At 58.0% G+C, this 24,037-nt stretch carries 21 protein-coding genes; 12 read left to right on the plus strand and 9 right to left on the minus strand.

What is annotated here, in order from left to right:
* Window positions 1-1,281, minus strand: a 1,281-nt coding sequence (locus FN633_RS05975; protein WP_154058839.1) for a YeaH/YhbH family protein, incomplete at its 3' end; no start/stop codon positions are given.
* A gap of 126 nt (window positions 1,282-1,407) precedes the next feature.
* Window positions 1,408-3,342, minus strand: a complete 1,935-nt coding sequence (gene yeaG, locus FN633_RS05980; protein WP_042392928.1) for a protein kinase YeaG — start codon at window positions 3,340-3,342, stop codon at window positions 1,408-1,410.
* A 444-nt stretch (window positions 3,343-3,786) separates the two neighbouring features.
* On the opposite strand from yeaG, the gene FN633_RS05985 reads away from it, so the two are divergent.
* Together FN633_RS05985 and FN633_RS05990 are read left to right on the plus strand one after the other, a co-directional pair.
* The gene (locus FN633_RS05985) at window positions 3,787-4,533 is read left to right on the plus strand and encodes a MipA/OmpV family protein (protein ID WP_154057082.1); all 747 of its coding nucleotides are present in this window, start codon (window positions 3,787-3,789) and stop codon (window positions 4,531-4,533) included.
* Window positions 4,534-4,668: 135 nt separating this feature from the next.
* A complete protein-coding gene (locus FN633_RS05990) occupies window positions 4,669-5,523 on the plus strand; it encodes an aldo/keto reductase (RefSeq protein WP_154057083.1) in 855 nt (284 codons plus the stop codon).
* Window positions 5,524-5,568: 45 nt separating this feature from the next.
* Here the strand turns inward: FN633_RS05990 and FN633_RS05995 are convergent, their stop codons facing one another.
* A complete protein-coding gene (locus tag FN633_RS05995; protein ID WP_154057084.1) occupies window positions 5,569-6,453 on the minus strand; it encodes a D-hexose-6-phosphate mutarotase in 885 nt (294 codons plus the stop codon).
* 74 nt (window positions 6,454-6,527) lie between these two features.
* Window positions 6,528-7,523 carry a glyceraldehyde-3-phosphate dehydrogenase gene (gapA, locus tag FN633_RS06000; protein WP_042392940.1) on the minus strand — a complete coding sequence of 332 codons (996 nt, stop codon included), beginning with the start codon at window positions 7,521-7,523 and terminating at the stop codon, window positions 6,528-6,530.
* A 341-nt stretch (window positions 7,524-7,864) separates the two neighbouring features.
* On the opposite strand from gapA, the gene msrB reads away from it, so the two are divergent.
* Both msrB and FN633_RS06010 read left to right on the plus strand, forming a co-directional pair.
* Window positions 7,865-8,278 carry a peptide-methionine (R)-S-oxide reductase MsrB gene (msrB, locus tag FN633_RS06005; RefSeq protein ID WP_042392943.1) on the plus strand — a complete coding sequence of 138 codons (414 nt, stop codon included), beginning with the start codon at window positions 7,865-7,867 and terminating at the stop codon, window positions 8,276-8,278.
* 41 nt (window positions 8,279-8,319) lie between these two features.
* Complete coding sequence (locus tag FN633_RS06010) at window positions 8,320-8,592, plus strand: YeaC family protein (protein WP_154057085.1); 273 nt, start codon at window positions 8,320-8,322, stop codon at window positions 8,590-8,592.
* Between the two features lie 44 nt (window positions 8,593-8,636).
* On the opposite strand, the gene pncA is transcribed toward FN633_RS06010, so the two are convergent.
* From pncA to sppA, 3 genes are read right to left on the minus strand one after another with little or no spacing between them, the layout of a single operon-like run.
* Complete coding sequence (pncA, locus tag FN633_RS06015; protein WP_154057086.1) at window positions 8,637-9,278, minus strand: bifunctional nicotinamidase/pyrazinamidase; 642 nt, start codon at window positions 9,276-9,278, stop codon at window positions 8,637-8,639.
* A gap of 10 nt (window positions 9,279-9,288) precedes the next feature.
* Window positions 9,289-10,305, minus strand: coding sequence for an asparaginase (ansA, locus tag FN633_RS06020; protein WP_154057087.1), 1,017 nt, complete (start codon window positions 10,303-10,305; stop codon window positions 9,289-9,291).
* 55 nt (window positions 10,306-10,360) lie between these two features.
* The gene (sppA, locus tag FN633_RS06025) at window positions 10,361-12,214 is read right to left on the minus strand and encodes a signal peptide peptidase SppA (protein WP_154057088.1); all 1,854 of its coding nucleotides are present in this window, start codon (window positions 12,212-12,214) and stop codon (window positions 10,361-10,363) included.
* A gap of 163 nt (window positions 12,215-12,377) precedes the next feature.
* Here sppA and FN633_RS06030 point away from each other — a divergent pair, with 163 nt between their 5' ends.
* Genes FN633_RS06030 through FN633_RS06040 form a run of 3 tightly spaced genes read left to right on the plus strand, consistent with a single transcriptional unit; the run spans window position 12,378 to window position 15,960 of the window.
* Window positions 12,378-12,929: an NAD(P)H nitroreductase gene (locus tag FN633_RS06030; protein WP_154057089.1), complete on the plus strand. Its 552-nt coding sequence runs from the start codon at window positions 12,378-12,380 to the stop codon at window positions 12,927-12,929.
* A 52-nt stretch (window positions 12,930-12,981) separates the two neighbouring features.
* Window positions 12,982-14,025: a selenide, water dikinase SelD gene (gene selD, locus FN633_RS06035; RefSeq protein WP_154057090.1), complete on the plus strand. Its 1,044-nt coding sequence runs from the start codon at window positions 12,982-12,984 to the stop codon at window positions 14,023-14,025.
* 3 nt (window positions 14,026-14,028) lie between these two features.
* Complete coding sequence (locus FN633_RS06040; protein WP_154057091.1) at window positions 14,029-15,960, plus strand: DNA topoisomerase III; 1,932 nt, start codon at window positions 14,029-14,031, stop codon at window positions 15,958-15,960.
* Here FN633_RS06040 and gdhA read toward each other — a convergent pair.
* Window positions 15,957-17,300, minus strand: coding sequence for an NADP-specific glutamate dehydrogenase (gdhA, locus tag FN633_RS06045; RefSeq protein ID WP_154057092.1), 1,344 nt, complete (start codon window positions 17,298-17,300; stop codon window positions 15,957-15,959). The genes FN633_RS06040 and gdhA overlap by 4 nt on opposite strands.
* 227 nt (window positions 17,301-17,527) lie before the next feature.
* Between gdhA and FN633_RS06050 the strand changes: the two genes are divergently transcribed.
* Window positions 17,528-17,797: a DUF1496 domain-containing protein gene (locus tag FN633_RS06050; RefSeq protein WP_154057093.1), complete on the plus strand. Its 270-nt coding sequence runs from the start codon at window positions 17,528-17,530 to the stop codon at window positions 17,795-17,797.
* Window positions 17,798-17,857: 60 nt separating this feature from the next.
* Here FN633_RS06050 and xthA read toward each other — a convergent pair whose 3' ends face one another.
* The gene (xthA, locus tag FN633_RS06055; protein ID WP_154057094.1) at window positions 17,858-18,664 is read right to left on the minus strand and encodes an exodeoxyribonuclease III; all 807 of its coding nucleotides are present in this window, start codon (window positions 18,662-18,664) and stop codon (window positions 17,858-17,860) included.
* A gap of 409 nt (window positions 18,665-19,073) precedes the next feature.
* Here xthA and FN633_RS06060 point away from each other — a divergent pair, with 409 nt between their 5' ends.
* From FN633_RS06060 to astB, 4 genes are all read left to right on the plus strand, one after another.
* On the plus strand, window positions 19,074-20,294 hold the full coding sequence (locus FN633_RS06060; protein ID WP_154057095.1) for an aspartate aminotransferase family protein: 1,221 nt from the start codon (window positions 19,074-19,076) through the stop codon (window positions 20,292-20,294).
* Complete coding sequence (gene astA / locus FN633_RS06065; protein ID WP_154057096.1) at window positions 20,291-21,325, plus strand: arginine N-succinyltransferase; 1,035 nt, start codon at window positions 20,291-20,293, stop codon at window positions 21,323-21,325. The genes FN633_RS06060 and astA overlap by 4 nt, the downstream gene beginning before the upstream one ends.
* Window positions 21,322-22,800 (plus strand): succinylglutamate-semialdehyde dehydrogenase, encoded by a 1,479-nt coding sequence (gene astD, locus FN633_RS06070; protein ID WP_154057097.1) that lies wholly within the window; start codon window positions 21,322-21,324, stop codon window positions 22,798-22,800. The genes astA and astD overlap by 4 nt, the downstream gene beginning before the upstream one ends.
* Window positions 22,797-24,037 (plus strand): N-succinylarginine dihydrolase (astB, locus tag FN633_RS06075; RefSeq protein ID WP_154058840.1); only part of this gene is annotated, 1,241 nt, incomplete at its 3' end. The genes astD and astB, both read left to right, overlap by 4 nt.

A 24,037-nucleotide genomic window follows, 5' to 3' on the forward strand; every position in this document is an offset into this window, starting at 1 on the left:
GCTATGGGAATCCGAGGTCTGTTTATGGAACAGCTCCCGGAACACCGGATAAATATCCTCTTGATCGCGGATATGCTGCATTGCAAAGTTCTCAAACGTCGCCTGCAGGTGCTCATACTCACGCCAGAGGGTCTGATGCGCCCGACGGGTGATCTCGATATAGCTGTAGTAGCGCACTACCGGCAATATTTTTTTCGCCAGAATCTCATGACACAGCGGTGAATCATCAGCCCAGTTATCGCCATCCGACGCCTGTGCCGCATAGATGTTCCACTGCGCCGGATCGTAGCGCGCCTTAACCACCTCATCCATCAGCTTCAGGGCGCTGGAGACAATCGTACCCCCGGTCTCCTGTGAGTAGAAGAACTCATGCTCGTCGACCTCCTTAGCCTGCGTGTGGTGGCGGATATAGACCACCTCTACGTTCTTATAGGTTCTGCTCAGGAAGAGATAGAGCAGAATATAGAAACGCTTGGCCATATCCTTGGTAGCCTGATCCATCGAACCAGAGACGTCCATCAGGCAGAACATCACCGCCTGGCTTGAAGGCTCTGGACGTTTCTCATAGTTCTTGTAGCGCAGGTCAAAGGTGTCGATAAAAGGCACGCGTTCAATCTTCGCCCGCAGCTCGGCAATCTCCTTGCGCAGCCGCTCCTCTTCCAGCAGCTGTACCGGCTCGCTCTTAGATACGGTAGTGAGATCCTCCTCCAGCGCTCGCAGCTCGCGTCGTTTACCCGCCGTCATCGCCGTCCGGCGTGCCAGAGAGTTTTGCAGCGAGCGTACTACGCTGATGTTGGCTGGCACCCCGTTGGAGGTGTAACCCGAGCGATGCGTTTTGTATTCGTTAAGCTGCCGATGCTGATTCTTTTTCAGGTTCGGCAGGGCCAGATCTTCAAACAGCAGGTCAAGATACTCATCTTTAGAGATCTGAAAAACAAACTCATCCTGGCCTTCGCCGTCCTGGCTTGCCTGACCCTGGCCGCTGCCGCCACCGCCGCCACCGCCCTGCGGACGTTCGATACGGTCGTTTTGCACAAAGTGATCGTTCCCCGGATGTACGCGGTTGCGCAGGCCACCGCGGCCCTGGTGGAACATCGGTTCGCTAATATCTTCTGAAGGAATAGAGACGGACTCGCCGCTCTCTACGTCGGTCACCGAGCGCTTGTTGATCGCCTCGGAGATCGACTGCTTGATTTGCGATTTATAACGGCGCAAGAAACGCTGGCGGTTAACCGTGCTCTTGTTTTTGCCGTTAAGACGCCGGTCGATGAACCAGGTCATAAGCCCCCCGTACTGCATTTGCCAACTTTATGCTGCGGCGTAAAGCCGGATGCGCTGCGCTTATCCGGCCTACGGTTCGCATCTTTTGTAGGCCCGGCAAGCAACGCGCCGCCGGGCTCCGGGCTATCAGGACGATTTACGAACGCGCAGATACCATTCGCACAGCAAGCGCACCTGTTTGCGGGTGTAACCTTTCTCCATCATCCGGTCAACAAAATCGTCATGCTTCTTCTGCTCATCCGTAGAGGTCTTCGCGTTAAACGAAATCACCGGCAGCAGCTCCTCGGTGTTCGAGAACATTTTCTTCTCAATAACCGTGCGCAGTTTTTCGTAGCTAGTCCAGTTCGGATTGCGGCCGCTGTTATTGGCGCGGGCGCGCAGCACAAAGTTGACGATCTCGTTGCGGAAGTCTTTCGGGTTACTGATCCCGGCAGGCTTCTCGATTTTTTCCAGCTCGGCGTTCAGGGATTCACGGTCAAACAGCTGGCCGGTATCCGGATCGCGATACTCCTGATCCTGGATCCAGAAATCCGCATAGGTCACGTAGCGGTCAAAAATGTTCTGACCGTACTCGGAGTAGGATTCCAGGTAGGCCGTCTGGATCTCTTTGCCGATAAATTCGGCATATTTCGGGATCAGGTAGCCTTTGAGGAACTCAAGATAGCGTTCAGCCTGCTCCTGCGGGAACTGCTCACGCTCAATCTGCTGCTCCAGCACGTAGAAGAGGTGGACCGGGTTGGCGGCGACCTCTGCGTGGTCAAAGTTAAAGACCCGTGAGAGGATTTTGAACGCGAAGCGCGTCGACAGACCGTTCATCCCTTCATCTACTCCGGCGTAGTCCCGATACTCCTGATAGGACTTCGCTTTCGGATCGGTGTCTTTCAGGCTCTCGCCATCATAAACGCGCATTTTGGAGTAGATGCTGGAGTTTTCCGGCTCTTTCAGGCGCGAGAGAATAGAGAAGCGGGAGAGCGTCTCCAACGTTCCCGGCGCGCAAGGCGCATGCGTCAGCTCGCTGTGGTTAAGCAGCTTCTCGTAAATTTTGATCTCTTCCGAGATGCGCAGGCAGTAGGGCACCTTCACAATATAAACGCGGTCAAGGAAGGCTTCGTTGTTCTTGTTGTTACGGAACGTCACCCACTCGGATTCGTTCGAGTGCGCGAGGATAATCCCGTTGAACGGCAGGGCGGAGATCCCCTCCGTACCGTTATAGTTCCCCTCCTGGGTTGCCGTCAGCAGCGGATGCAGCACCTTAATAGGCGCTTTAAACATCTCGACGAACTCCATAACGCCCTGGTTGGCACGGCACAGCGCGCCGGAGTAGCCGTAGGCGTCGGGATCGTTCTGGGCGTGGTTTTCCAGTTTGCGGATATCCACTTTACCCACCAGCGCGGAGATATCCTGGTTGTTCTCATCGCCGGGCTCGGTTTTCGCAATGGCGATCTGTTCCAGAATGGACGGCCATACCTTCACGACGCGAAACTTAGTGATGTCGCCGCCAAACTCATGCAGGCGCTTAGCCGCCCATGGGGACATAATCGTGCCGAGATAGCGGCGCGGAACGCCGTACTCTTTCTCAAGGATCTGCGCATCTTCCTGCGGGTTAAACAGGCACAGAGGGTGATCGTTAACCGGACTACGCTCGCCGTTGGCGCTCAGCACGTAGATGGGCACGCGCTGCATCAGGGCTTTGAGGCGTTCAGCAAGGGAGGATTTACCGCCGCCGACCGGTCCCAGCAGGTAAAGGATCTGTTTCTTCTCTTCCAGCCCTTGTGCGGCGTGTTTCAGATAGGAAACAATCTGCTCAATGGCATCCTCCATGCCATAAAACTCTTCAAACGCTGGGTAACGTGCGACAACCCGATTCGAAAATAGACGGGAAAGCCTGGGCTCCAGAGCAGTATCTACCATCACGGGCTCGCCGATAGCCATCAGTAGCCGTTCTGCCGCGTTTGCATAGGCGCTGCGATCCTGGCGGCAAATGGTGAGAAACTCCTGCAGGGTGAACTCTTCGTCCTTGGCAGCTTCATAACGCTGGCGATAGTGATCGAATATATTCATGGCATGCCGTCCTTTCGTTTTAGCACAAGAAAAGAGCCGTTCATATGAATAGTGGAGGCTCCCGGAAGAGATAAGCTGAACGACGCTAGCTCTACTTCAGCACCGGAATGCAGCAACCCTTATGCCAGGTTGTGAACGCCAGCAGTTAACGCGCCCGCGATACACCTTCTTAAAATTAAGCGTAGATGGCATTTGCAAAACTTGCATTGGACGCAAATCTAATTTCAATGACATATCAATAACTCATCTGAATTTATTTTCTTTATAGATAAAGGGTGGTGCAGACGATTCATCTCTCTGTCATTTATCCGTAAGCAGGTTGTCATGCTAAAAAAGCATGCTGTTGCGTTCAGTTATATAATAATCAGTGAAAAAATTTGGGATGACGGAGGCGGGCGGTTACACTGCTCCCGCTGATTATTTGACTACAGGAAGGAAAGGATTGTGACCAAACTCAAACTTCTGGCGCTTGGTGTATTTATCGCATCATGTGCCGCAACGGCAAACGCAGCGGGCCCCTGGTCGATTGGCGCGGGTGTCGGTGTGCTTGAGACGCCTTATAAAGATTACGATCGCGATGTCGCCCCCGTCCCGGTGATCAACTACGAAGGCGAGAACTTCTGGTTCCACGGCCTCGGCGGCGGCTACTATCTCTGGAATGATGAGAGCGATAAGCTCTCTGTTACGGCTTACTACAATCCGTTCCACTTCCGGCCAAAAGACAGTGATGACTGGCAGCTGCGCCAGCTCGATAAGCGTAAATCTACGCTGATGGCGGGTCTGTCTTATGTGCATAACACCCAGTATGGTTTTTTACGCACCTCGCTGGCTGGCGACACGCTGGATAACAGCAACGGTATCAGCTGGGATCTGGCCTGGCTCTACCGCTACACCAACGGTGGCCTGACGCTGACGCCGGGGATTGGTGCTGAGTGGAGTAGCGAAAACCAGAACGAATACTACTACGGCGTCTCGGGTCATGAGTCTCGTAGCAGCGGTCTGCGTACCTACGATCCGGACAGCGACTGGAGTCCATACCTGGAGCTGAGCGCCAGCTACCAGCTGAACGATAGCTGGAGCGTATATGGCATTGGTCGCTATACCCGTCTGGGTGATGAGATCAAAGACAGCCCAATGGTTGATAAGTCCTGGGCCGGGATCTTCTCTACCGGTGTGACTTACAGCTTCTAACGCTCATACTCAAATCGTTGTGCATTCCATGTGCACGATCCAGACATATCAACAGGGCGCTTGCGCCCTGTTTGTTTTACGGTAGGGCAATCATTTCAGGGCAATTTTTTCAGGGAAATAACCCAGGAGGAAACCATGACAGAAAAACGTGTGCAGTTTGCCGACAGCCAGCCGCTGGCCGCAATTGGGCAGGGCTCCTGGTATATGGGTGAAAATCCCCGTCAGCGGCAAAACGAGGTGGCAGCACTTCGCGCTGGACTGGACCTCGGCCTGACCCTCATCGACACGGCTGAAATGTACGCCGACGGTGGCGCAGAGGTGGTAGTAGGCGAAGCCATTATGGGCAGGCGCGACGAGGTGTTTCTGGTGTCGAAAGTCTACCCGTGGAATGCGGGAGGCCAAAAGGCAGTTGCCGCCTGTGAAGCCAGCCTGCGCCGTCTCGGCACCGACTATCTCGATCTCTATCTGCTGCACTGGCGGGGTAACTACTCTCTGGCCGAAACGGTAGAGGCGATGGAGACCCTGATCCGCCAGGGTAAAATTCGCCGCTGGGGCGTCTCCAATCTGGACTATAGCGATATGCAGGCGCTGTGGCGCGTTGAAGGCGGTCAAGCCTGCACTACCAATCAGGTGCTGTATCATCTCGCTTCCCGTGGCATTGAGTTCGATCTGCTGCCCTGGTGCCAGCAGCACTCTCTGCCGGTGATGGCCTACAGTCCGCTGGCTCAGGCCGGACGCCTGCGCGATGGCCTGCTGGAAAATGCTACCGTTCGGGAGATCGCCCACGGACATGGCGTAAGCGCCGCACAGGTGCTGCTGGCATGGGTTATTCGTCATCAAGGCGTTATGGCGATCCCGAAAGCCGCGAGCGTTACGCATGTTAAGGAGAACGCTGCCGCGCTTGAGTTAAACCTGACCGAAGATGAGCTGAACCAGCTCGATCGTGCCTTTCCGGCACCGGGACACAAAACGCCGCTGGATGTGGTATAGGAAAAGTTGCCCTCTCTGGGTGAGAGGGCATAGCGTGTTTACTGATTAACGCTTGTTTACGCGAATAGTTTGCGCCAGGCGGGACGGCTTCTCTTCGGTGGTTTTCTGCGGGGCGGTCACGCAGGCAGACTCCACGCAAACAAAGGTCTTATAACCGTCGTCCGGCATGTCGGCCATGCTGACAGAGAGCGCCGGGCCTGGGTTCCAGCCTACCACGTTGCTGTGATGGTGATGGATCACGTCAATTGTGCGATTCAGCGCGCCGTCGTGGATGACGCTGCACGCTTCCGGGTTCAGATAAACACGGTCGGTACGGTCCGGGAACGTCTGCACGCCGTCGGCCAGGACATCTTCCTGAGCGTTGTTTACCTTATCGATAAAGCGATCGCCCAAGCCGCTCACCTTCACCGCGCTGATGTCGCCCACGTTAAAGTAAGTGTGCAGGGCGGAGGTGGTCTCAAACTCGCCGTGGGCTTCCAGCTCAATCTCACAGCTCTGGCAGAGCTTAAAGCGGGCAAAGAGAGTGAAATCGTGCGGCCACTGTTCACGGGTCGCGTCGCTGCTTTGCAGTTCAAAGGTCAGCACTACGCCGTTCTCATCTTCGTTATGGGCGGTAAGCGTCCACGGCAGGATGCGGGCGATACCGTGAGCGGGCAGACCCTGCTGCTGCGCCGGGCCAAACCACGGCCAGCACACCGGAACGCCACCGCGCAGCGCCACGCCATTTTTAAACGGCGTATTGTCGCTCAGCCACAGCACCTCCTCTTCGCCTGCCGGTTTAAACGACAGCAGATGCGCGCCCTGCAGGGCAAAAGAGGCTTTCACCTGTGGGTGATCGATGACAATCAACTCTAGCTCGTCCAGCTGACGGCGGGAAATCACCGGGGTAATGTTTTCGACTACCGGAAGAGCAAAAATTTTATTAATCATATTCGTTTCTCAATCCTCTGTCTTAAGCCAAAAAAAAGAGCGACCGAAGTCGCTCTTAAGTTGAGTGTCACATCTTATTTGGAGATGTGAGCAATCAGGTCCAGTACTTTGTTAGAGTAGCCGGTTTCGTTGTCGTACCAGGAGACCAGTTTAACGAAGTTGTCGTTCAGTGCGATACCTGCTTTGGCATCGAACACGGAAGTGCAGATTTCGCCGTTGAAGTCGGTGGATACAACGTCATCTTCGGTGTAACCCAGAACGCCTTTCATGTCGCCTTCAGAAGCGGCTTTGATGGCTTTCTTGATCTCTTCGTAAGACGCTGCTTTTTCCAGACGTACGGTCAGGTCAACAACGGATACGTTCGGAGTCGGAACGCGGAACGCCATACCGGTCAGTTTGCCGTTCAGTTCTGGCAGTACTTTACCTACTGCTTTAGCAGCACCGGTAGAGGACGGGATGATGTTCTGGGACGCGCCACGGCCGCCGCGCCAGTCTTTGTGAGACGGGCCATCAACGGTTTTCTGGGTAGCGGTAGTCGCGTGAACGGTAGTCATCAGGCCTTCGATGATGCCGAAGTTGTCGTTGATAACTTTCGCCAGCGGTGCCAGGCAGTTGGTGGTGCAGGATGCGTTAGAAACGATGTCCTGACCTTCGTATTTGTCAAAGTTAGCGCCTTTAACAAACATCGGGGTGTTGTCTTTAGACGGACCGGTCAGAACAACTTTTTTCGCGCCAGCAGTGATGTGCTTACGAGCAGTCTCGTCGGTCAGGAAGATACCGGTAGCTTCAGCAACAACGTCAACGCCGATTTCGTCCCATTTCAGGTTAGCCGGGTCTTTTTCAGCGGTAACACGGATGGTTTTGCCGTTAACAACCAGATGGCCGTCTTTGACTTCAACGGTGCCGTTGAAACGACCGTGAGTTGAGTCATACTTCAGCATGTACGCCATGTAGTCAGCGTCTAACAGATCGTTGATGCCAACGATTTCGATGTCAGAACGTTCCTGAGCAGCACGGAAAACAATGCGACCGATACGGCCAAAACCGTTGATACCTACTTTGATAGTCATATATTCCACCAGCTATTTGTTAGTGAATAAAAGGTTGGCTGTAAAATTACAAAAACCTTACGCAGCGTCAAGCGGAATCGTGTCAATCATTGCGACAAATCAATCCTGTGCATAACCTTTGCGCGGCGACGTCGTCTCACTATTCCAATCAGCTACAACCCGTATGGGGCCGCCGGCGTGGATTTTAAAGGGCACGCAGGATAAAAACGTGAAATAGATCACAATTCCTCCGCTACATTTTCGCACCGCCTAAGTTTAGAACAAAAGTCAGGACGCCACTGTTAATGTTTTGTTAGAATCAGATAAAAGATGTAAATGAACCTATAGCGAGAAGCAAGCATATGGCTAATGAATCCTCTCAGGATGACCTGAAAAACAGCCTTACTGAAATGCAGTTTTATGTGACGCAAAACCACGGTACAGAGCCGCCGTTTAGCGGTAAGCTGTTGCATAACAAGCGCGAAGGCGTTTACCACTGCCTGGTATGCGATGCTGCCCTGTTCAACTCCCAGAGCAAATATGACTCCGGCTGTGGCTGGCCGAGCTTCTACGAGCCGGTGAGTGAAAATGCGATCCGTTATCTTAACGATTACTCACATGGCATGCAGCGAATTGAGATCCGCTGCGGCAATTGTGACGCTCATTTAGGCCATGTTTTCCCGGATGGTCCGCAGCCGACAGGAGAGCGTTTCTGCGTGAATTCAGCCTCCCTGAGCTTCAATGATGAGGCCGATGGCGAGCAAATTAAAGGCTAGAGAATCGATTCAGCAAATTATTCCACGAGAGCGGGTGAACGATGGAAATTAATGAGCTTGTCGCCAGCATGACGCCTGAGGTGTATCAGCGTTTGGCGACCGCAGTTGAGACTGGGAAATGGCCCGATGGCGTGGCGCTGACCCCGGAGCAGAAAGAGAACAGCCTCCAGTTGGTCATGCTCTGGCAGGCGCGTCACAACACCGATGCGCAGCATATGACCATTGACACTAACGGTCAGATGGTGACGAAGAGCAAACAGCAGCTAAAAGAGGAGTTTGGCATCGCGCCCAAACCGATCGCGACATTCAAGTAATGCGTTGGTAAACGCCCGGTAAGCGTAGCGCTACCGGGCAATAATTAGGCGTGCGTCTCTACCCAATCTGCCAGCGTATAGAGCGTCGCCCCCTCGGACGCCATGTCCATAAACGCCTGGGCACTATCCTGCTTGCCAATATTGACTCCCCGGCAGCCGTCGGTAATCAGGTTAACCTGATAGCCCAGCTGTAGGGCATCCAGTACGGTAAACTTCACACAGTAGTCCGTGGCCAGACCCAGCACGATAAGCTCGGTGACGCCGCGCATGCGCAGCCAGGCATCCAGGCCGGTCTTCTGCTTATGGCCGTTGTCGAAAAAGGCGCTGTAGCTGTCGATAGTCCGGTTTTCACCCTTGTGAAAAACCGCGTCGATGGCTTTTTGCTGAAGCAGGGGATGCAGTTCAGCCCCTTCGCTTCCCTGTACGCAGTGATCGGGCCAGAAGGTTTGGGGTAGATCGTCCAACGTTCCCTGCGTATAGGGCTCTACGCCGTGCTGGCTGGCGAAGCTGCCGTGATCGGCCGGGTGCCAGTCCTGACTCGCTATCACCGTATCGCCACGGGCTTTGCACCAGTCGATCAGCGCATTAGCCACGTCCACTACGCTATCGCCCTCCGGCACCGCCAGCGCACCACCGGCGCAGAAATCGTTCTGTATATCCACCAGCAAGAGTGCTCGTTGCGTCATCACAGGCTCCTTATTCGTCCGGGGTTAGCTCGCCGCGCAGGTTCTGGGTCATCGCCTGACGAATGGCGTCGGCGTCCAGATCCTGGCTCAACAGCCAGTGTAGCTTAGTCAGGGTCGCTTCAACCGTCATGTCCGCACCGCCAATGACCCCCGCATGCGCCAGGGCGTTGCCGGTAGCATAGCCGCCCATATTCACCTTGCCAGACATGCACTGGGTGAGATTGACCACTACAATGCCGCGCGCGCTGGCCGCCTCCAGCTCTCGGAGAAACTCGCCGTTCTGCGGCGCGTTGCCTACGCCGTAGGAGCGCAGGATCAACGCCTTCACCGGCTGACGCAGGAAGTTGCGCACCACGTCGGCCGAGATCCCGGGATAGATCGTGACCACGCCGATAGGCTGGGGGGTGATGCGGTGAACAATCAGCTCGCCGTTACAGCGCGGCGCACCGGGGTTGCCGAGGCGGCGAATATGGATCCCGGCCTCCAGCAGCGGCTGTAGGTTAGGGGAGTCAAAGGCGTTAAAGCCGTCCGCGTGGGCCTTGGTGGTGCGGTTGCCGCGAAACAGACGATTGTTGAAGAACAGCGTCACTTCGTTAATCGGGAAGTTCGCCGCCACGTAGAGGGCATTGAGCAGGTTAATCTGCCCGTCCGAGCGCAGTTCGGCGAGGGGTATTTGTGACCCTGTCACAATTACCGGCTTGCCAAGGTTCTCCAGCATGAACGACAGCGCCGAGGCGGTGAAAGCCATGGTGTCGGTGCCGTGCAGAATGACAAAGCCGTCGTAGCGATCGTAGTTAGCTTTGATATCGTCCGCGATATGCTGCCAGTCTTCCGGAGTCATATCCGACGAGTCCATCAGCGGATCGTATTCGTGGATCGTAAAGTCCGGCATCTCCGGCCGATGGAACTCGGGCATCAGCGCCAACTGGCGTTGCAGGTGACCAGAGACTGGAATGTAGCCCTGCTCTGAGCGCTGCATACCAATGGTCCCGCCGGTGTAGGCGACGTAAATTGATTTTTTTTGCATGGTTGTCAGTTCTTGTACCGCAAAGAAAATCCCCCCGGTGAAGGGGGGAGATGGGTTATCGAATGTTGGCGCAGGTCAGGCAAAACGCGTAGCGGCTTTGCGGATCGTTAAATACCGCCAGCTTATCGGTCTCGGCTTTTACCGTATCCGCCGCTGCGGCCAGCGGGGCAGGCAGATAGGCCTGCAAGGCCTGCGGCAGCATGGCGCGGATCTCACCGGAGAAGCCGTCCATCATGCGGGCCAGCAAGGTCGGCTCGTCCTGGTAGTACTCGATGTGCCACTGCTTCAGCTTCGCCAGCTCGGCGGCTTTCGCCACGGCATCGTCAAAGTCACCCAGCGCATCCACCAGACCGTTGTTTTTCGCATCCTCACCGGTCCAGACGTGGCCCTGAGCAATCTTGTCTACCTGCTCCGGCGTTGATTTACGCGCCTGCGCAACCAGGGAGATAAAGCGCTGATAGCCATTCTCGATGCTTAGCTGCATCAGCTGCTGCACCTGCGGTGGCAGGGCTTTAGTGACCGAGACATCCGCCAGCGGGGAGGTTGCCACGCCGTCGGTGTGGACGCCCAGCTCATCAAGGCTCTTCTCAACGGTGTTGATCACCCCGAAGATACCGATGGAGCCGGTGAGCGTGCTGGGGTTAGCCACGATGTAGTTGGCCGGGGTCGAGATCCAGTAGCCGCCCGATGCCGCCATACCGCCCATGGAGACCACCACCGGTTTGCCCGCCGCTTTCGCTGCGGCCAGTTCGGCGCGGATCACCTCTGAGGCGCTAACGCTGCCGCCAGGGCTGTTAACCCGCAGGACGATGGCTTTAACATTAGGATCGATACGGGCGTCGCGGATCTGCGAGGCCGTCGTGTCGCCGCCGACGTTGCCCGCCGTCTCTTCCCCATCCATGATTGCGCCGTTGGCAAAGATCACCGCCACGCTGCTGCCCACCTCGCTCGGTTTTTTCAGCGGATAGTCATACATGCTGATGGCGCGATAGTTTTTATCCTCATCGCTCCAGCCAAACTGTTTGACCAGCACTTTTTCCGCATCGGCGCTGCTGCCCAGCGTATCCACCAGCTTGTTGTCCAGCGCGTATTTGGCGGTATCACCGCCGACTTTGCTCAGGCCATCCAGCACGCCCTGCGCACCAGGGAAGACCTGCTGCGGAGTGATCTGGCGGTTAGCGGCAATCGTGCCCAGATAGTTCTGCCATAGCTCGCCAATCCAGCGGCTGTCCGCTTCCCGCGCGGCGGGGGACATATCGTCACGGATAAACGGCTCAACGGCCGACTTATAGGTACCGACGCGGAAAACGTGGGTCGAAACCTTCAGCTTGTCGAGCAGGGACTTGTAGTAGAGACCGTTGGTGGCAAAGCCGTGCAGATCCACCACGCCCTGCGGGGAGAGCCACACTTTATTGGCAAAGCTGGCAAGATAGTACTGCCCCTGGCTGTAGTTATCCCCGATGGCGTAGACCGGCTTGCCGCTATCGCGGAACGCCTTCAGCGCCTTACCGATGTACTGCATTGAGGGCTGATCGGCCCCGGCAAAGTTTTTCAGATCGAGGACAATCCCGGTAATATTGCGGTCGGCCTGCGCCTGACGGATGGTCTCCACGATATCAAACAGGGAGTTCTCCTGCATGCGGTCTGAGCTCGCGCCAAACAGCTGGCGACCCAGCGCGCTGAGCTTGCTGCTGCTGGAGGGCTTGTCCACCACCACGCCCGTGATATCAAGAAGCAATGCCCCTCGACTGGTATGCTCAGCCGGGCCTGAGCTCAGCTGCATCCAGATGCCGACGCCTACCAGAATCAACAAGATGAAAAAAATGTTGAACACCAGTTCGCGCACAAAATTGAGCGCTCGCCACGTCCATTTAAAGAATCCGGCAATAATACGCCAAAGGGTTCGCATGTCTTCTCCCTAACCTGTTTAACAACCACCGCACCCCGTGCGGGAATGTGCGGTTATCCTAATTACCCGACGGCCTCTTGTCAGCAGGAATCACCGTCGACGCTGTAACAAAGTTCCCGCGCATGTTAATTTTATGCCCAAATTTGATGACAGGAGTTAACTCATGGACGCACTTGAACTGCTCGTTAACCGTCGTAGCGCCTCCCGGCTGGCTGAACCTGCACCGGCAGGCGAGATGCTGGAAAATATTTTGCGCGCTGGCATGCGTGCGCCGGACCACGGCACGTTGCAGCCGTGGCGCTTTTTCATCGTGGAGGGGGAAGGGCGCGAGCGCTTTAGCCAGCTCCTGACCCAGGCGGCCACCGAGGCCGGACAGGATGAGAAAGGTATCGACAAGGCCCGTAGCGCGCCGTTTCGTGCTCCACTCATCATTGCGGTGGTCGCGCACTGTGAAGCGCATCCGAAAGTGCCGCGCTGGGAGCAGCTTCTCTCCGCAGGCTGCGCGGTCATGGCGATGCAGATGGCGGCACAGGCGCAGGGCTTTAATGGCATCTGGCGCAGCGGGCCGTTGACCGACAGCCCGGTGGTGCGCGAAGCACTAGCGTGCCGCGAGCAGGATCAGATCGTGGGCTTCCTCTACCTTGGGACGCCGCAGCTGAAAGCCGCTACCACGGTAAGCATCCCGGACACATCCCCTTTCGTCCGCTATTTCTAAGCGCTACCATAGCGCTATTAATGAGTCAGGAACCGATTGACAGGAGATGTCCATGAGCGAGCAGGCTATTCGTTTAACACAGTACAGCCACGGGGCAGGCTGCGGGTGCAAAATTTCGCCAAAGGTGCTGGAGACTATCCTGCACAGCGAGCAGGCGAAATTTGTCGATCCGAACCTGCTGGTAGGCAATGAGACGCGGGATGACGCGGCGGTGTACGATCTCGGTAACGGGACCTGCGTCATTAGCACCACCGATTTCTTTATGCCAATCGTGGATAATCCCTTCGACTTTGGCCGCATCGCCGCTACCAACGCCATTAGCGATATTTTTGCCATGGGCGGTAAACCGATCATGGCGATCGCGATCCTCGGCTGGCCGATCGCCACGTTGCCGCCGGAGATCGCCCGGGAGGTGATCGAGGGAGGGCGCTTTGCCTGCCAGCAGGCGGGAATTGCACTGGCCGGGGGCCACTCCATTGACGCACCGGAGCCGATTTTTGGCCTGGCGGTCACCGGCGTTGTGCCGACCGCGCGGGTGAAGAAAAACAGCACCGCCGAGGCCGGGTGCAAGCTGTTCCTGACCAAGCCGCTGGGGATTGGCGTCCTGACCACCGCAGAGAAAAAATCGCTGCTGCAGCCGGAGCACCAGGGGCTAGCCCGGGACGTCATGTGCCAGATGAACATCGCTGGCGCGGCCTTTGCTAACATCCCTGGGGTGAAAGCCATGACCGACGTTACCGGCTTTGGCCTGCTCGGCCATCTGAGCGAGGTGTGCCAGGGGGCGGGCGTGCAGGCGCAGGTAAGCTATGAGGCGGTGCCCAAGCTGCCCGGCGTAGAAGCGTATATTGCTAAGGGCGCGGTACCGGGCGGTACGCAGCGCAACTTTACCAGCTACGGTCACCTGATGGGGCCTATGCCGCAGGCATGGCGGGATCTGCTCTGCGATCCGCAAACGTCCGGCGGTCTGCTATTAGCGGTCTCGCCGGAGGCAGAGGAGGAGGTAAAAGCCACCGCTGCCGAGTTTGATATCTCCCTGAGCGCCATCGGCGAGCTGGTGACGGCCCGTGCAGGTCGCCCAATGATTGAGATTATTTAAGCAATGCGGTTGTTTATTGCCGAAAAACCCAGCCTGGGCCGCGCCATTGCCGACGTGCTGCCAAAGCCGCACCGCAAGGGCGACGGCTATATCGAGTGTGGCAACGGCCAGGTGGTGACCTGGTGCATCGGTCACCTGCTTGAGCAGGCGCAGCCGGATGTCTATGACAGCCGCTACGCCCGCTGGAGCCTGGCGGATCTGCCTATCGTGCCGGAGAAGTGGCAGCTGCAGCCGCGCGCCTCGGTCACCAAGCAGATCAACGTGATCAAGCGTCTGCTCGGCGAGGCCAGCGAGATTATCCACGCCGGTGACCCGGATCGCGAGGGCCAGCTGCTGGTGGATGAGGTGCTCGACTATCTCCAGCTCCCGGTGGAGAAGCGTCAGCGGGTCCAGCGCTGTTTGATTAACGATCTCAACCCGCAGGCGGTAGAGCGGGCCATTGGCCGCCTGCGCGCCAACAGCGAGTTTATTCCGCTCTGCGTCTCGGCGCTGGCGCGGGCAAGGGCCGACTGGCTTTACGGCATCAATATGACCCGCGCCTGGACGCTGCTGGGGCGCAACGCGGGCTACCAGGGCGTGCTCTCGGTAGGGCGCGTCCAGACCCCGGTGCTGGGGCTGGTGGTGCGCCGCGATGAAGAGATCGAGAACTTTGTCGCCAAAGATTTCTTTGAGGTCAAGGCGCATATCGTTACGCCAAAAGAGGAGCGCTTTACCGCGCTCTGGCAGCCGAGCGAGGCCTGCGAGCCGCATCAGGATGAGGAGGGGCGGCTGCTCAACCGGACCCTGGCGGAGCACGTAGTTAAACGCATCTCCGGCCAGCCCGCTCACGTCACTCGCTATAACGACAAGCAGGAGTCGGAGCCCGCGCCGCTGCCGTTCTCGCTTTCCTCGTTACAGATTGAGGCGGCAAAGCGTTTCGGGCTGAGCGCGCAGAACGTGCTGGATATCTGCCAGAAGCTCTATGAGACCCACAAGCTGATCACCTATCCACGCTCCGACAGCCGTTATCTGCCAGAGGAGCACTTCGCCGGACGCCATTCCGTCATGAAGGCCATTGGCGTCCATGCCGCGGATCTGCTGCCGCAGCCGGTGGTGGATATGGATCGGCGTAACCGCTGCTGGGACGATAAAAAGGTCGATGCCCACCACGCTATTATCCCCACGGCGCGCAGCAGTACGGTAAACCTGCACGACCATGAAGCGAAGGTCTATGGCCTGATTGCTCGTCAGTATCTAATGCAGTTCTGCCCGGACGCGGTGTTCCGCAAGTGTGAGATTGAGCTGGATATCGCCAACGGTAAGTTCCTGGCGAAGGCGCGTTTTCTGGCCCAGGCCGGATGGCGAACCCTGCTCGGCAATAAAGAGCGTGATGAAGAGAACGACGGCACGCCGCTGCCGGTGGTGAAGAAGGGCGATGAGCTGCTGTGTGAGAAGGGTGAGGTGGTTGAGCGTCAGACGCAGCCGCCGCGGCCCTTTACCGATGCGACGTTACTCTCGGCGATGACCGGGATCGCGCGCTTCGTGCAGGATAAGGATCTGAAGAAGATCCTGCGCGCTACCGATGGACTAGGGACGGAAGCGACCCGCGCCGGAATTATTGAGCTGCTCTTTAAACGCGGTTTTCTGCATAAGAAGGGGCGGAGCATTCTCTCTACCGATGCGGGACGAGCGCTGATCCACTCCCTACCGGAGATGGCCGCCAGGCCGGACATGACCGCCCACTGGGAGTCGGTCCTGACGCAGATCAGCGAGAAGCAGTGCCGCTACCAGGACTTTATGCAGCCGCTGGTGGGCACGCTGTATCAGCTGATCGATCAGGCGCGCAGCACGCCGGTTCGCCAGTTTAAAGGGATTGTTGCGCCGGGCGGCGATAAGAAGAAATTCACTCGCCGCAAGCCCGGTAAGCGTAGCGCCACCGGGCAAGCCGAAACTTAAATCACACCCTGGCCGATCATCGCGTCGGCCACCTTCACAAACCCGGCAATGTTTGCCCCACGCACGTAGTGGGTCTGTTTGCCTTCTCCGCCGTACTCCACGCAGGCATTGTGAATATCCAGCATGATATGGTGCAGGCGGGCATCCACTTTCTCAGCCTTCCAGCCCAGACGCGCGGCGTTCTGCGCCATCTCCAGACCAGAGGTGGCGACCCCGCCCGCATTGGCCGCTTTACCCGGCGCAAAGAGCACACCCGCCTCAAGGAACAGATCGGTGGCGTCAATGGTGGTAGGCATATTCGCGCCTTCCGCCACTGCCTTCACGCCGTTGGCGATCAGCTGGCGGGCCGCATCGACGTCCAGTTCGTTCTGGGTCGCGCACGGCAGGGCGATATCCACCGGCACGGACCACGGCTGCTTGCCTTCCAGCCAGACCAGACCAAACTCACGGGCGTAGTCGGCAAGGCGGCCATCGCGGCTGGCTTTAATTTCGCACAGGCGCGCCAGCTTCTCCGCTGTAAAGCCCGCTTCATCCACCACGGTACCGCCGGAGTCGGAGGCGGTCACCACGCGGGCACCAAACTCCATCGCTTTTTCGATAGCGTACTGCGCCACGTTGCCGGAGCCGGAGACTGCCACGCGCATCCCTTCGAAGCTCAGGCCGTGACGTTTGAGCATTGCTTCGGTGAAGTACACCAGGCCATAGCCGGTCGCCTCGGGGCGGATCAGGCTGCCACCGAAAGAGAGCCCTTTGCCGGTAAAGACGCAGGCGCTGTTGTTGGAGAGCTTTTTCATCATCCCCGCCATAAAGCCCACCTCACGACCGCCGACGCCGATGTCGCCCGCAGGCACGTCGGTATCTGGCCCCAGGTGACGGTACAGCTCGGTCATCAGCGCCTGGCAGAAACGCATGACTTCGCCTTCGCTTTTGCCCTTGGGATCGAAATCGCTGCCGCCTTTGCCACCGCCCATCGGCAGGGTGGTGAGGGCATTTTTAAAGGTCTGCTCAAAGCCGAGGAACTTCAGAATTGACAGGTTCACCGAGGGGTGGAAGCGCATACCGCCCTTAAACGGGCCGATGGCTGAGTTAAACTGCACGCGCCAGGCGCGGTTCACCTGCACCTGATTCTTATCATCGACCCACACGACGCGAAACTGGATCACACGCTCCGGCTCTACCAGGCGTTCAAGCAGCGACATGTGGCGATAGCGCGGATTTGCCTCAAGAAAAGGCCAGAGGGTGGTCATCACCTCGCGAACGGCCTGAGCAAACTCGCTTTGATGCGGGTCGCGGCGTTGGACATGGGTTAGAAATGATTCCAGAGAGCGTGCCTGATCCATAGAGATAAGTTCCTCTTATAATAAATTATGTGTGTTGTGTGCGCGTTTTAGCATCGTTTTCGACTATACCACCCGCACCGCTTTGCCAGGCAAGCGAAAAGTTAATCCGCTAAGGGAAATTTATAAGCGGGCCTGAGTCATAACTAAAAACGATGGGGAGACAAATTAAAGGAACCGGCACGGTTTACCGTTATAGTGATAATCAGCATAAAAAAGGAAATTCGTCGATGAACCGTTACGTGATTGCTCTGCTTGGACTTTTATCCGCCGGTGCACAGGCCGACCGCATCCGCCCCGACGTGGAGGTAAACGTCCCGCCGGAAGTGTTTAGCTCAGGTGGGCAGCGCCCGCAGCCCTGTAATCTGTGCTGTATCTATGAAGATCGGAACTATTCGGAGGGGGCCGTGATCAAGACGGAAGGCGTCCTGCTCCAGTGCCAGCGCGACGAGCGCACGTTGAGCACTAACCCGCTGGTCTGGCGGCGGGTTCGGGAGTAGGTGTAGCGAGCTGTAGGCCGGGTAAGGCGTAGCCGCCACCCGGCGTTACCTTTGTCCAACTCAGAGCGTAAAGCTGGCCCATACCGGCGCATGGTCGGAGGGTTTCTCCATGCTGCGGATATCGTAATCGATGCCCGTCTCCTGGCAGCGGCTCGCCAGTGACTGGCTGGCCAGCAGGAGATCGATACGCAGCCCGCGGTTGTCATCGAACCCTTTGGAGCGGTAGTCGAACCAGGAGTAGCGATCCTGCGTCTCTGGATTCGCGTGGCGGAAGGTATCCACCAGGCCCCACTCCAGCAGGCGACCCAGCCACTCACGCTCTTCCGGCAGGAAAGAGCATTTGCCGCCGCGCAGCCAGCGTTTGCGGCTCTCTTCGCCAATGCCAATATCGAGATCCGTAGGGCTAATATTCATATCGCCCATGATCAGCACCGGGCTATCTTTCTGCAGCTCGTTATCAAGATAGCTCTGCAGATCGGCATAAAACTTCGCTTTGGCCGGGAATTTTGTCGGATGGTCGCGGCTCTCGCCCTGTGGGAAGTAGCCGTTGATCACCGTGATATTGCCGAGGGCCGAGGGGATCTCCGCCATGATGATCCGACGCTGTGCTTCACCGTCGTCACCGGGGAAGCCACGGCGCACCGAGACAGGGGTCTCTTTGGTGAGCAGCGCCACGCCGTAATGCCCTTTCTGCCCGTGATAAAAGACGTTGTAGCCCAGCTTCGCAACCTCTTCGAGCGGGAACATATCGTCGTGAACCTTTGTCTCCTGCAGGCCAATCACGTCCGGCTGGTGTTTCTCTACGATGGCCGCCAGCTGATGGGGGCGCGCACGCAGCCCGTTGATATTAAAAGAAACAAATTTCATATTGTCTGCCACATAGCAATAAGTAAGCCCAGATGTTAACAGAAAAATCGCAGCGTATCCGCCCTGGATTTTTTATGCGTATTACGCCCTAAAAAAGGGCAGTCTGCACCGCGCCGGGGCACACAATGGCGGTAAGTTTCGCTTGCGATCACACTTCCAGAATTAAATTTTATACCTGCATAAATCTGCTGCTCTCAGACACCGCCATCGGCCTTCTTACCAATATTATTCACTTTATATGCAATTTAAGTGCATAGCGATCTGCTGTAACTTATTGATATTTCGTTACCGCTCCAGCGTTATGCATTTTTATCGCTGGCTGGCACGATGCGTGCAACCTACATTCACAGGGCCAATGTTCACAATAATTAACATATTAACAACTTTTCATTTACCTGATGAGGTGGCTATGTCTTTGCCCGTTACGCGTGAGAGTTTCGATGAGTGGATGCTGCCGGTTTACGCCCCTGCGCCTTTTATTCCCGTTCGCGGTGAGGGTTCCCGCCTGTGGGATCAGCAGGGGAAAGAGTATATCGATTTTGCTGGCGGCATTGCCGTTAACGCCTTAGGCCATGCCCATCCGGGGCTGTGTCGCGCCCTGAGCGAGCAGGCGGCCCGCTTCTGGCATACCGGCAACGGCTACACCAACGAGCCAGCGCTGCGGCTGGCAAAACGCCTTATTGACGCCACCTTTGCCGACCGGGTCTTCTTCTGTAACTCCGGCGCGGAGGCCAACGAGGCGGCGCTCAAGCTGGCGCGTAAATACGCGCACGATCGCTATGGTGCGCAGAAGAGCGGCATCGTTGCCTTTAAAAATGCTTTCCATGGCCGGACGCTGTTTACCGTCAGCGCGGGGGGCCAGCCTGCCTACTCACAGGATTTTGCTCCGCTGCCACCGGCTATCCACCATGCGGTGTTCAATGACATCGCCTCCGCTCAGGCGTTAATTAACGATGATACCTGCGCCGTGCTCGTTGAACCTATTCAGGGCGAAGGCGGCGTAGTGCCTGCGAAAGCAGAGTTTTTACAGGCGCTGCGTGAGCTGTGCGATCGCCATAACGCGCTGCTGATTTTCGACGAAGTGCAGACGGGTGTAGGGCGCACCGGTGAGCTGTATGCCTATATGCACTACGGCGTTACGCCCGACGTGTTGACTACGGCCAAAGCCCTTGGGGGCGGTTTCCCGATTGGCGCGATGCTGACGCGGGACGAGTACGCCAGCGTGATGACCGTTGGCACGCACGGGACCACCTACGGCGGCAATCCGCTGGCCGCTGCTGTGGCGGGAGAGCTGCTGGATAACGTCAATAACAAAGCCTTCCTGGACGGTGTGAAGCAGCGCCAGCAGGCATTCGTCGAGCAGCTCCAGGCTATTAATGCCCGTTTAGCGCTGTTTAAAGAGATCCGCGGCATCGGCCTGCTCATTGGCTGCGAGCTGGATCCCGCCTGGGCCGGTAAAGCCAAGCAGATCGCCCAGCTAGCCGCCGAAGAGGGTGCGATGATACTGATCGCTGGGGGCAACGTGGTGCGCGTCGCCCCGGCGTTGAATATCAGCGAGGAGGAGATCCGCACGGGTATGGAACGCTTCTCCCGCGCCTGCGAACGATTTCTTGCGGGGTACGCAACATGATGGTGATCCGTCCGATTGAGCATAGCGATCTGCCCGCCCTGATGCAGCTGGCGGGAAAAACCGGCGGCGGGCTAACTTCGCTGCCTGCCGACGAGGCCACGCTGGCGGCGCGTATTACGCGGGCGCGACAGACCTGGCTGGGCGAGCTGCCGAAAAGCGAGCAGGGCTATCTGTTTGTGCTGGAAGATACCGACAGCGGCACGGTGGCCGGGGTGTGTGCCATTGAGGTTGCGGTCGGCCTGAATGATCCCTGGTACAACTACCGCGTCGGAACTCTGGTGCATGCCTCTAAAGAGCTCAACGTCTACAACGCACTGCCTACGCTGTTTTTAAGCAACGACCATACCGGCAGCAGCGAGCTGTGCACCCTGTTTCTCGATCCTGAGTGGCGGAAGGAGGGCAACGGCTATCTGCTCTCTAAATCGCGCTTTATGTTCATGGCCGCGTTTCGCGACCGCTTCAACGAAAAAGTGGTGGCGGAGATGCGCGGCGTGATCAGCGAGGATGGCTACTCGCCGTTTTGGGACAGCCTGGGCAACACCTTCTTCTCTATGTCCTTCAGCCGGGCCGATCGCCTGTGCGGCATCGGGCAGAAAGCGTTTATTGCCGAGCTGATGCCCAAGCATCCGATCTATACCCAGTTCCTGTCGGCAGAAGCGCAGGCGGTGATCGGGGAAGTGCATCCGCAAACTGCCCCGGCGCGCGCCGTGCTGGAGAAAGAGGGTTTTCGCTACCGGAACTATATCGACATTTTCGACGGCGGGCCGACGCTGGAGTGTGATATTGACCGGGTGCGCGCCATTCGCAAAAGCCGCCTGGTGGAGGTGGCTGAAGGGCAGCCCGCACCAGGGGAGTGGCCTCTGTGCATGGTCGCTAACGAGCAGTACCAGCAGTTTCGCGTCATGTTGGTGACCGCTAATCCCGATACCGAGCAGCTGGTGCTGAGCGCCGCCCAGCTGGACGTCCTTAAATGCCAGCCGGGCGACAAGGTTCGCCTGGTACGCCTTTGCGCCGAGGAGAAAACAGTATGAGCTTATGGATTAACGGTGACTGGGTGACCGGTCAGGGCGCTCTGCGTGAGAAGCAGGATCCGGTAAATGGCGATCGGCTCTGGCAGGGGAATGATGCCGATGCCGAGCAGGTGACCATGGCATGCCGGGCCGCTCGTACTGCGTTTCCCGGCTGGGCGTCGCAGCCTTTTGCTGCCCGTCAGGCCGTGGTGGAAAAATTTGCCGCGCTGCTGGAGGAGAATAAAGGCGCGCTGACGGAGATCATTTCCCGGGAGACGGGTAAGCCGCGCTGGGAAGCGGCGACCGAAGTGGGCGCGATGATTAACAAGGCCGCCATCTCTGTGAAGGCATGGCATGTGCGAACCGGCGAGCAGCAGACGGAAATGGCAGACGGTGCGGCAACCCTGCGCCATCGACCCCACGGCGTGCTGGCCGTTTTTGGGCCCTATAACTTCCCGGGCCATCTCCCCAACGGGCATATCATTCCCGCCCTGCTGGCGGGCAATACGCTGGTATTTAAGCCCAGCGAGCTAACGCCGCACAGCGGCGAGGCAGTGGTGAAGCTCTGGGAGCAGGCGGGCCTTCCCGCTGGCGTGCTCAACCTGGTGCAGGGCGGGCGCGAAACCGGCCAGGCCCTGAGCAACCTGCCGGATCTGGACGGTCTGCTCTTTACCGGCAGCGCCAGCACCGGCTACCAGCTGCATCGCCAGCTGGCCGGTCAGCCGGAGAAGATCCTCGCCCTTGAGATGGGAGGAAACAATCCCCTGATCGTAGATGATATCGCGGACCGCGATGCCGCCGTGCATCTGACCATCCAGTCAGCGTTTATCACCGCGGGCCAGCGCTGTACCTGCGCCCGTCGCCTGCTGGTGAAGCGCGGCGCGGAGGGTGACGCCTTCCTTGCCCGCCTGGTCGAGGTTGCAGGCCGTATCGCGCCTGGTAGCTGGAACGCCGAGCCGCAGCCTTTTATTGGCGGGCTGATCTCTGAGCAGGCCGCCGAGCAGGTTTACCAGGCCTGGCAGGCCCATGAGGCACGCGGTGGCAGGACCCTGCTGGCACCGAAGCGACTCAAGGCCGGAACGTCGCTGCTCAGTCCGGGCATTATCGATCTCACCGGCGTCGCGGACGTACCGGACGAGGAGGTATTTGGCCCGCTGCTGGGCGTCTGGCGCTACGATAGTTGGGAAGAGGCGGTTACGCTGGCGAATGCCACCCGCTACGGGCTGGCCTGCGGCCTGGTCTCGGCGGATCGCGGAAAATTTGACGCGCTGCTGCTGGCGGCGCGGGCTGGGATCGTTAACTGGAATAAGCCGCTAACCGGCGCGGCAAGCACCGCACCCTTTGGCGGTATCGGGGCGTCGGGCAATTATCGCCCCAGCGCCTGGTACGCCGCCGACTACTGTGCGTGGCCGATGGCCAGCCTGGAGTCACCCAGCTTGACCCTGCCAGAGACGCTCAGTCCTGGGCTGCACTTTATGCCGGAGGAGGGAGCATGACGGCGCACGAGGTAAACTTTGACGGCCTGGTGGGGCTGACCCACCACTATGCCGGGCTTTCGTTTGGTAACGAGGCGTCGACAAAGCACCGTAATCAAGTATCCAACCCGAAGCTGGCGGCGAAGCAGGGCCTGCTGAAGATGAAGGCGCTAAGCGACGCGGGCTTTCCTCAAGCGGTGATCCCGCCGCAGGAGCGGCCCAACGTCGCGGTGCTGCACCAGCTGGGGTTCAGCGGCAGCGATGAGCAGGTGGTAGCTAAAGCGGCAGCGCAGACGCCGGAGCTGCTTTCGGCGGCCAGCTCGGCCTCATCCATGTGGGTCGCCAACGCGGCGACGGTCTGCCCCTCCGCCGACGCCATGGACGGCAGGGTGCATCTCACCGTCGCTAACCTCAACAACAAGTTCCACCGTTCAAGCGAAGCGCCGACCACCGAGGCGCTGCTGCGGGCTATTTTCCGCGACGAGTCACGCTTCGCCGTGCATCCGGCGCTGCCGCAGGTGGCGCGCTTTGGCGACGAGGGAGCGGCAAACCATAACCGTCTCGGCGGCGAATACGGTGAACCGGGTCTTCAGCTCTTTATCTATGGGCGTGAGGAGCATGGTCACGCCGCACCCGAGCGCTATCCTGCGCGCCAGACTCTGGAGGCGAGCCAGGCGGTAGCGCGTCTCAATCAGGTTCATCCGGATCGGGTGATGTTCGCCCAGCAAAACCCCACGGTCATCGATGAGGGGGTGTTTCACAACGATGTGATTGCGGTAAGCAACCGTCAGGTACTGTTCTGCCACGAGCGGGCTTTTGTTAAGCAGTGTGGAGTGCTGAGTCATCTGGCGGAGCGGGTGCCAGGATTTCAGGCGATTCAGGTGCCGGAGGAGGTGGTATCGGTGAAGAATGCCGTGGCGACCTACCTGTTTAACAGCCAGCTCCTGAGCCGGAAGGATGGCTCAATGGTGCTGGTCGTGCCCCAGGAGTCGCAGGAGCACGCAGGCGTCTGGCACTATCTCAACGGCCTGCTGGCAGAGGATAATCCGATCCGCGATCTGAAGGTGTTCGATCTGCGTGAAAGCATGGCTAACGGCGGTGGTCCAGCCTGCCTGCGTCTGCGCGTGGTGCTAACAGAGGCGGAGCGGCAGGCGGTTAACCCAGCGGTGATGATGAATGACGCGCTCTTTAATCAACTTAATGGATGGGTAGATCGCTACTACCGTGACCGCCTGACCCAGGCCGACCTTGCCGATCC

Source organism: Pseudescherichia vulneris, assembly GCF_902164725.1.
GTDB lineage: Bacteria > Pseudomonadota > Gammaproteobacteria > Enterobacterales > Enterobacteriaceae > Pseudescherichia > Pseudescherichia vulneris.